The sequence below is a fragment of the Fusobacterium sp. genome (assembly GCF_030528405.1).
Lineage (GTDB): Bacteria > Fusobacteriota > Fusobacteriia > Fusobacteriales > Fusobacteriaceae > Fusobacterium.
In genome coordinates, this window is record NZ_JAUMYY010000050.1 from 1 (window position 1) to 9,552 (window position 9,552).

Genomic DNA, 9,552 nt, shown 5'->3' on the forward strand with positions numbered 1-9,552 from the left:
ATTGAGCATGTCATAATGAGATATATAAGTTCCAAAAAGCATTTTTTTACATTGAGTATCTAAAATATATAATTTATTTTCTTTTGAAAAAAGAAAATTACTTGGATTGAAATCACCATGGTAATATCCCTTTTTGTGAATTTCTTTCATTTTTTCTAAGATTCTATCAATTTGTTCTCTATCTTCTTTTCCTTCAATATATTCCATTACAAGAAAAGAAAAATTTATCATTCCTTTTTTTCTTTTATTTACTGCAATTAAAGGCTTTATATATTCAGTAAATCCATATTGTATTAAAGAATTTACATTTTTTAAAGTTTCTAATGCTTCACCATTTTTAAAAATAGTCATTAGTTTTCTTTGAGGAATTATATATTCATTTCTAGCTTCTTTATAAATGTAATTTTGATTATTAACTTTAATTAAAGAAACATAGTTTCGTTTTGTATTTTTTAATTCTTTAACTAAAGAATAATCATTATCTAGAATTTTTTTAGCAAGTTCAGTATATTCTTTTTCATATGAATAAATTGCACAATTTTTATAATATTCTTTTATTAACATAACTTTCCTAATTTAACTCTTCAATTCTTATATCATCTCTTAGTTGCTCACTAATACAGCCATTTTGACAAAAGTAATCTTTATTTTTAAAAATTTCTTTTTTTCTTTTATAATAATATTCTTCATTTAAAGATTTTGTTTTTGTAGGATCTGAATAATGCCATAAATGTAGTTGTATATTAGGGGTAATAAGTTCTTTTCCTTTTATGCCAGCTACATTTAATCTATTTCCAAAGTCATCATCCTCTTCACCCCAACCTATATAGTTCTCATCATATCCATTTACTTTCATATAATCTTCCTTTAAAAGAGCATAGCTCATTCCAACTAACTTTATACCTCTTTTAGCAAGTTTAAAATAATTAAGAATTCTTCTATTTTTATCCTCATTGAGCATTTTTTTTATTATACTGGGATAATATTTTGGTAAAATTTCTATAATCTCTTTAAATTCTTTAATATTCTCTATTTTAGATAAAACTATATTTTTTTCATCCTCAGTTATATGATAAGCTCTACCCATCAAAAAAAATCCTTTTCTAATATTTTTATAAATAATTTCTATGTATTCTTCTCCAAATATTAAATCTTGATCACAAAATACAAGGACCTCTCCTTCTGCATTCAAAACTGCATTATTTAATGCTCTTGTTTTTCTAAAGCCTTTATCTTCTTGATAAATATGCTTTACTTTAAACTTAGCTGAAGGAATAAGATCAGCTATATAATTTAAAATATTTTGACTTGAACCATCATCGGTTATAATTAATTCATCAGGTTGTTTTTTCTGCCTAATAAGAGAAATAAAACCAGCTCTTAAATGTTCTAATCTATTATAAACAGGTATAATTACAGATATTTTCATATTTTCTCCAATTCTTCAGCAAATGATATTAAATCGAAATCATTTATGTTGATTTCCTCACCATTTTTTACTTCTTTTTCAATATAAATAATTTTAGCATTAGTAGAATTAGGACCCCAGAAATTGGAGTTTTTATCTTTTTTATATTTTTCTTTTCGATAGAAGCAAATAGAATTCTTATTATAATTAGATGCTATATGGACAATAGCAGTATCTGGAGTTATAATAAGCTTTGCATTTTTTATAATTTCAATAAGTTCATTAAGTTCCTTAGTTTTATATATTATTATATTTTCATATTTTTGAACTTTTTCCAATAAATTTAACTTTTTTTCTTCTCCAATTAAAAGAATATTTTTATATTTTTTTTCCAATAAATTTAAAATTTTTATTATATTTTCTTCTGAAAAACTTCTATGTTTACTTGCAGCAAAAGGGTTAAAAATTATATATGCTTCTTTTTGCAAATTATATTGCTTTAAAACATAATTTGTAGGATATAAATCATAAGAAAGATTAATATCAGAAATTCCTAAAAAACTAAGAAGTTTTTCATACATTTTACTTATATGCTTTTGGAAATCTCTAATATCTAATGAAATATCGAAAAGATTCCAATTTTCTTTTTTTATGCCTATATTAAATCTAGCTTTAGCTAAATTTATAAGCATCATTTCATTCACTCTTAAAATTTCAGAAAAATCAATTAATAAGTCATAGTTTTCATTTCTTATTTTTTTAGCTAATTTTTTTATTTTTTTTTTAGTTTTTTCATAATCATATATTTTATCTACATAAGGGTTTTCTTTTATTATGTCTTTAGCATTCCCTCTCACAACGACCCCAATTTTTATATATGGGTAAAACTTCTTTAACTCTCTAAACATTAAAGTATTTATAATCATGTCTCCAATTTTTCCATCATATCTTAAAAAAATTATAGACTTTATATTGTTGTCTTCTATAAATCTATTTCCTTTTATAGTTTCTTTTTTTTCTTTTCTATCCCATATAAATTTCCCTATTTTTAATCTTTTTTCTCTCATATAATTTTGAAGAAGTCTATTTAATTTTCTTATCATAAATATCTTAAACTCCTTAATAATTTTTAAAATTCAATTCTATCAATTATTTGTGAATCATAAGTTTTTTTTAATTCAATATTTTTTATTTCTTTTGTAGTAACTCCACTGACCTCATTAACCGCTTTATTTTCAACATCAACTTTTTTATCAGTTTTCATCAGATACCATTCATATTCTATATCTAAATGACCTATATCAATCGCTTGATATCCATATTTTGCTAAATCATAAGCTAAAATAGTAGCTGTTGGTCCTAATGCTATTAAAACTAGGCTATCTTTTGGAAGTTTTTTTGCTCTTTCCAAGATTTTATCGTATATTTTATATGCATTTTTTGAAGGGCAAATAATTCTCTCAATAGTTCCTGCTTCTTTTAAAAGGGTATTTCCAAGACCAAATCTAGTGTATTCCCCTTCTATGATATTTACATTTCTATTAGTAAACAAAGTTTTTATTTTTTTTACTAGTATTTGACTTTCTTCTTTTTTAGAGTAAGGCATATAAAATCTGCTTATCATCGAATCATAATAAATTTTCTTTTTATCTAAATAGGTTTCCAAGTTTTTTTTATTAGTTAAATAATACTTGCTCCAAAAATAGGCTTCTCCTTTTTCTAAATTATCAATTTTTATTAGTGGACTTGGTATAGCAACTAAATGTTTATCAGTGTTTGACTTTAAAATTTCTACAAGTCTTTTTTTTATTTCATTATTATATTCCTGATAATTAATTCCAGATTTCTTTTTTTTATAAATAAGAGAAAGTTCTCCATCTCCATACCTACTTATAGAATAACCTTCTAGTAATTTGTCAATTGTTTCTAGCTTTGTTTTTATATTGTATCTTGCTTCTTTCTCTTTTGTTAATTTATATTTATTTATTCTCCAATAAATATTTTTTTTCAAAATTTTTAAGAATTTTATTCTCATATCTGATATATCACCTTCTAAAAAATAAGATATTAGTATTATAACAAAAATTTAACTTATTTTCACTATTAAAAAAGCTAGCAAATAAAATTAAAATTTATTTACTAGCAAAATATTAATTATCTCTTGTATAACCGAACTCAGAGAGAATTTCTTCTTCTCTTTTTCTCATTAATTTTTTATCTTCTTCTTCAATATGATCATAACCTAAAATATGTAAAATTCCATGAGTTAATACATAATAAAACTCTCTTTCAAAAGAATGCATATATTCTTGAGATTGTTCTTTAACTTTTTCAAGTGAAATTATAATATCACCAAGTGTGTCATAAGGTCCTATATCAAAGTCTTCAGTTTCATGATAAGCAAATGATATAACATCAGTCGGAGAATCTTTTCCCCTAAAATCTCTGTTTACAACTTGAATATTTTTATTATTAGTTAGCAATATTGACATATAAAATGGTCTGTTGGAAACTATTTTTTCAAGTTCTAAAACTTTTTTTATGTAGGATTCTAGGTAATTATTTTCATATAATCTATCTAAAAATTCGTTAAATTCTTCAATATTAATGTCATGTGTTAAATCAATAATTATGTCCATTTTATCTCCTATTTAATTCTTTTGCCCTGGATATTTTATTCTTTCATGATAAATAGCACTGAAAGTTTTTACAAAAGATTTTATTATAATTTCAACTTCTTTAAATGTAATATTTGAATCAGATAGTTGATTATCTTCTATTTTTGCATTGACAATTTTTCTAATCATTTGCTCTATGGTAACTGGGTTTTTCATATCAAGCGATCTTACAGCAGCTTCTATAGAGTCAGCCATCATTATTACAGCTGATTCTTTAGATTGTGGCTTAGGTCCACTATATCTAAATTCTTCTTCTGTAACTTCAGGATGTTCATTTTTTACTTTGTTATAAAAATATGCAAGTAGAGTAGTGCCATGGTGTTCATACATAATATCTCTTATTTCTTTAGGAATTTGATATTTTTTAGCCATTTCAGCCCCGTCTTTTGTATGAGAAAGAATTACGATTTTACTCATAAAAGGACTAATTCCATTATGAGGATTTTCTCCATTTACTTGATTTTCTACAAAAAATTGAGGTCTTTTGGATTTTCCAATATCATGATAGTAACAGGCAACTCTAGTAAAAACAGGATCTCCACCAATCTGTACAACAGCATTTTCAGAAAGAACGGCAACCATCATTGAGTGCTGAAAGGTTCCAGGTGCATCTAAAGATAACTTTCTTAAAAGAGGATGTGACAAATCTCCCAATTCAATCAATCTAAAAATAGTAAGTATATTAAATGTTTTTTCAAAATAAGGTAAAAGTGCTATAGTAAACATGCCAGAAAATAAGCCTGATATGAAAATTTGCATTGAATTGACGGCTACACTTAAAGTTTCTTCTTTTGAGAAATAACTTAATATAAAATATAAAACTAATTTTAATACAGCTAATTGTATGCCCACAGCAATGATAATTGATCTTGTATTTATTTTTTTAATAAGGTAACCAACCATCATTACAGATACAGTTTGTATCATAAAAAATTTAAGATCAAAATCTATCATAGGTAGCATCAAGGCTAAAATTAACATATAAACAAAAACACTAAATCTTCTACTTATTATGAAAAACATTAGAAATAATACCGTATCAATAGGAAGAAGATAAATTAAGTTACTAGGAGTCAATCTAACAGCTAAAAATATTAAAGAAATTAAAAGCATTAAAGCTTTATATCTATTTTTTCTCAATATTTCTGTAGTATAAAAATGAGCACTTACTATATAAAAAATTGTAGAAAGAACTATTAGATAGATAGTTATTAAAACTAAATTAAAAATGCTTGTTTTATATGTAAAAATTCCAAATCTATCAAGAATATTTATTTTTCTTTTAGTTAAAATTTCCCCAGTTCTTGCAATCAATGTTCCAGCTTTTATTTCAACATATTGTTCCTTAATCTGTGATACTTTCTCTTCTATATTGTGTCTAGTTTTATTTTCATCATATATATAGTTAGGAACTAAAAAAATATCAATAATATCTTTTATTGGGGACTTTAGTTCATCAAGGGCTGTTTTATGTGGTTCGTTTATTCTGATAAAATTTCTTTCTTTATAAACACCAGCTGAATAAAGTGTACTCAAAAGATTCTTAGAAGTTTCAAAAATATTTTCTAATTCTTCATCAGTTTCTATTTTTAAAAGCTTATTTACAAGCTTTTCAGACATCTCTTTCCCTGTTTTTTTTTGGAAAGCACTGTAATCATATGTTTTTAAATTTCCATTTCTTATGGCCGAAAGTTCTTTGTAAAAAGCATCCAATTCTCTTAAGTAAATTTCACTGGCGTCTACGGAGTAGATGTATTCTCTATCTAGAGTATGAATCATTTCTTCAATAATTTTATCTTTTGCATCCTTATCTCTAAAGATTATTGTTTTAGGAGCATAGATATCTGATTTTACAACATCGCCAATAACATAGTTATTATTTCTAAAAATCATAGGTAATTTAGATGAAATTATAATTATAAACATCAAAAGAATAAGATATAAAATTTTCTCTTTTATAAAGTCACTTTCAGAATAATTATCAATTTCTGATGCCTCTGTTTTTTTTAAGTCAATTGAAATTTTGAAACCAAATATATTAATTTTTTTCATAAACTCTCCTTAATCATCGATTAATTCAATTATTTTTTCTTTTGTTAAAATTTTTAATTTCTTTGTTGGAAGAGCATTTATAAAGGATATACCATAATTTTTTTTAAGTATTCTATTGTCCATTATAAATATATTTCCATGATCAGTTTTATTTCTTATAAGCCTTCCTATGCCTTGTTTAAACTTTATAAGTGCTTCTGGAAGTTGAAAGTCTACAAAAGCATTGCCTCCTTCTTCTTCAATTTTTCTACTGATAGCAGCTACCACAGGGTCTGTAGGAACTAAAAAAGGGAGTTTTACAATTATGACATTACTTAAATTTTCACCCTGAACATCAACTCCTTCCCAAAAAGAAGTAGTTCCAAAAAGTACAGGATTTTTAGCTTTTTTATATTCATTAATAAGTTGAGTTCTAGGTTTTTCACCATGTAAGAATATTTCAAAATTATATTTTAATAACTTATTTCTTATATGATAATATATGTGATTTAGCATAGTGTATGAAGTAAACAAGATAAATGCTTTTCCATTAGTTTTTTTGAGTATATCTAAAATAAAACTTCCTGCATCTTTATAAAAGAGGTCTAATTTATCTGAATCTTGAATATTTGTTGGAATATAGATTTTCATTTGTTTATCATAATTAAAAGGAGATTCTATTATTTTCTCTATACATTTTTCATCAGAAAGTCCTATAGATTTTTTGAAGTAATTAAAATTTCCATCAGCTGACAAGGTTGCAGAGGCAAAAATTAATCTATTTAAATTTTCAAAAAGTGAAGAATTTAATTTTTTAGCTATATTTAGAGGTGTGGCAGTTAAGACTATATTTGTTCTTTTAGAATTTATATCCAACCAATATATGTAATCTTCATCAGTAAATTCATCTATAAACTTAAAATTATCAATGAAATTTTTATAGATGGATAAATGATTTTTAAAATTTGTAATATCAGGATTTTTATTCTTTTCTTTATCTATAAGTGCAGTAGAATCAGACATTAGATTAAAAAAATCAAGTAATAAACTTTGGAATCTATTTTTCTTTTCCCTAAAGCTTTCTAAAAAATTAGACTTTTTCATTTCATAAGAAGTTAAAATTTTTTTTACTCCATTTTCCTGACCATTATCAAAAACTATTCTTAATTCTTCAAAATATTCATCACCTACAGTTTGCAATATTTGAATAGCATCTTTTAATTTTTCCAATGAAAGTTCATAAAGTTGAAAATTTTCAATATTACCTTTATCAATACTCTCCTCTAATTTGTTTAAGGCAGCTTTTTGTTTTCTTTTATTAGATTTGGAATAAATTCGAGAAATTAATCTGCTAAAAGAGTACTTAGATATTTCAATTGAAAAATAGCTTCTAGCAACACTCTCAATGTTGTGTGCTTCATCAAATATAACCATATCATATTTAGGTAATATTAAATATTCACTATCGAAATCAGTATTTGCTCTTACATTTAAATCTGCAAAAAAAACATGATGATTGGAAATTAATATATTAGCTTCTAATTTTTCGCGTCTAGTCTTAATATAAAAGCATTCCTTTCTATAAGGACATTTTTTTCCTATACATAGCTCAGTTGTACTTTGAATAAGCTCCCATACTTCCGAATTAACTTCAAATGGAAGTTCAGCTTTATCTCCAGTTTCACTTTTATTTCCCCATTTTAGGATATATTCAAATTGCTCTTTTTGTTCACTATTAAAGGTATCTAGATTGACATTTCCCTTCATAGAAACTTCATTGAATAATCTTTTACAAACATAATTGTTTCTACCTTTAACTAAAATATAAGAAAAATCTTCCTTCATTAAAGATTTTACAATGGGAATATCCTTATACAAAAGCTGCTCTTGTAGATTTATTGTGTTTGTTGCAATAATTACTTTTTTTTGATTTTCTATAGACCACTTAATTGCAGGAATCAGATAAGCTAAAGTTTTTCCTGTACCAGTTCCAGCTTCAATAATGATTTTATTATTGTTATTTATAGCTTCTTGAATAGAAAGAGCCATATTTTTTTGTTCTTCTCTATATTCAAAATTTTTTATATTTTGAGAAACTAAACCATTTTTTTCAAAATATGGAAGAATATCTATTGATTCCAGATAAAGTCTATCTATATCTTGTACAAAGTAAAAATCATCTAAATTTTTGGAAAGGATGCAATAAGCAATATTTTTTTTGCTATATAAGCTTTCAGCTAGCTCTAAATCTGTATCACTAGGGTAAAGAAGCTTAGTTTTGGCAATTTTTATAAGTACCTCATCTCTTTTTAATCTACTGGCTATATTCTCAAATTCTCTTTTTTTGTTTTCGCATAAAAAAACAGGTCCATCTATAAGTTCATTCTCATCAAAATTTGCTTTTAAAATTATTGATTTATAGTCATTTTTCTCTAAAATTTCAGTTATTTTTTCTAGACTTTTTTCTGAGAATCTGCTTTTTATATCCATTCTTTTTTCCTTATTTATTTTAATTTCTATAATACTCAACCAGTCCTTTTAAAAAGACTCTTATATATCTATCTCCACATTCTCTATAATTTTTATGATCTTCTTTTCTAAAAAGAGCAGATAGTTCACTCTCAGAAATTTCAGCTCCACCTAATTTAAAAATATTTATCATATCATAACTTTTAAGCTCTAATGCTATTCTTAATTTTCTAAGTAAAATATTATTGAGATTATTTTTAGTAATTTCTATTTGTGGATGTTTGGAAGAATCCTCTTCCTTTTTTCCACGCCTCTGAATTATAAGTCCATCTAAAAATAAATTTAAATCTTTATTGTTAAGTTTAAGAAAACCTTCTTCAAAGTCTTTTTTAAATAAGCGAACAAGCTCTTCTTTATTTATATTTTTATTTCCTAATTTAAAGATTTCCATCATAGTAATATCTTTTATGTTAAGCGCATATCTAAGTCTTCTTAAAAAATCATTATTTGTCATTTATTTCCTCACTCTTGTAAATTAATTACTATCTTTTATTTTACACTAATTAAAAAAAAATAGCAATTCATAAAAGTTATTTGAAAGCATAAAATAAATTTTCCATTTAAAAAGTTTATATGTTATAATTTTATCCACAAATAAAAAATAAAGTTTTATATAGAGAAGGAGTAGTTTTATGAATCCAATTTTTTTTAAAATAGGCTCTTTTGAGTTACATTACTATGGTCTTATGTATGCTATTGCTTTTATTTTAGGGATATACATAGCAAAAAAAATGGCAAGAGAAAGGAATTTTGAAGAAAAAATTATAGATGATTACGCCTTTATTGCAATAATTTCAGGGCTTATTGGAGGTAGAATTTACTATGTATTATTTAATTTAGAATATTATTTAGCAAATCCATTAGAGATTCCAGCAGTATGGCACGGTGGAATGGCAATTCATGGAG

General features: G+C 24.7%; 9 protein-coding genes. 1 reads left to right on the forward strand and 8 read right to left on the reverse strand.

From position 1 onward, the window contains the following. From Q4A58_RS07330 to Q4A58_RS07365, 8 genes are all read right to left on the reverse strand, one after another. Positions 1-564, reverse strand: a 564-nt coding sequence (locus Q4A58_RS07330) for a lipopolysaccharide core heptose(II) kinase RfaY (RefSeq protein ID WP_303117950.1), incomplete at its 3' end; no start/stop codon positions are given. Positions 565-571: 7 nt separating this feature from the next. Next, positions 572-1,429, reverse strand: a complete 858-nt coding sequence (locus tag Q4A58_RS07335) for a glycosyltransferase (protein WP_303117952.1) — start codon at positions 1,427-1,429, stop codon at positions 572-574. Further along, on the reverse strand, positions 1,426-2,511 hold the full coding sequence (locus Q4A58_RS07340) for a glycosyltransferase family 9 protein (protein WP_303117953.1): 1,086 nt from the start codon (positions 2,509-2,511) through the stop codon (positions 1,426-1,428). Before Q4A58_RS07340 ends, Q4A58_RS07335 begins: the two co-directional genes overlap by 4 nt. A 26-nt stretch (positions 2,512-2,537) precedes the next feature. Then, positions 2,538-3,443 (reverse strand): GT-D fold domain-containing glycosyltransferase, encoded by a 906-nt coding sequence (locus tag Q4A58_RS07345; protein ID WP_303117954.1) that lies wholly within the window; start codon positions 3,441-3,443, stop codon positions 2,538-2,540. A gap of 115 nt (positions 3,444-3,558) precedes the next feature. Then, positions 3,559-4,047: an rRNA maturation RNase YbeY gene (ybeY, locus tag Q4A58_RS07350; RefSeq protein ID WP_303117956.1), complete on the reverse strand. Its 489-nt coding sequence runs from the start codon at positions 4,045-4,047 to the stop codon at positions 3,559-3,561. Between the two features lie 12 nt (positions 4,048-4,059). Further along, positions 4,060-6,138 (reverse strand): HD family phosphohydrolase, encoded by a 2,079-nt coding sequence (locus tag Q4A58_RS07355; RefSeq protein WP_303117958.1) that lies wholly within the window; start codon positions 6,136-6,138, stop codon positions 4,060-4,062. A gap of 9 nt (positions 6,139-6,147) precedes the next feature. Further along, positions 6,148-8,607, reverse strand: a complete 2,460-nt coding sequence (locus Q4A58_RS07360) for an ATP-dependent DNA helicase (protein WP_303117960.1) — start codon at positions 8,605-8,607, stop codon at positions 6,148-6,150. Between the two features lie 19 nt (positions 8,608-8,626). Next, the gene (locus tag Q4A58_RS07365) at positions 8,627-9,100 is read right to left on the reverse strand and encodes a DUF1456 family protein (RefSeq protein ID WP_303117961.1); all 474 of its coding nucleotides are present in this window, start codon (positions 9,098-9,100) and stop codon (positions 8,627-8,629) included. A gap of 178 nt (positions 9,101-9,278) precedes the next feature. Here Q4A58_RS07365 and Q4A58_RS07370 point away from each other — a divergent pair. Beyond that, positions 9,279-9,552 (forward strand): prolipoprotein diacylglyceryl transferase (locus tag Q4A58_RS07370; protein WP_303117963.1); only part of this gene is annotated, 274 nt, incomplete at its 3' end.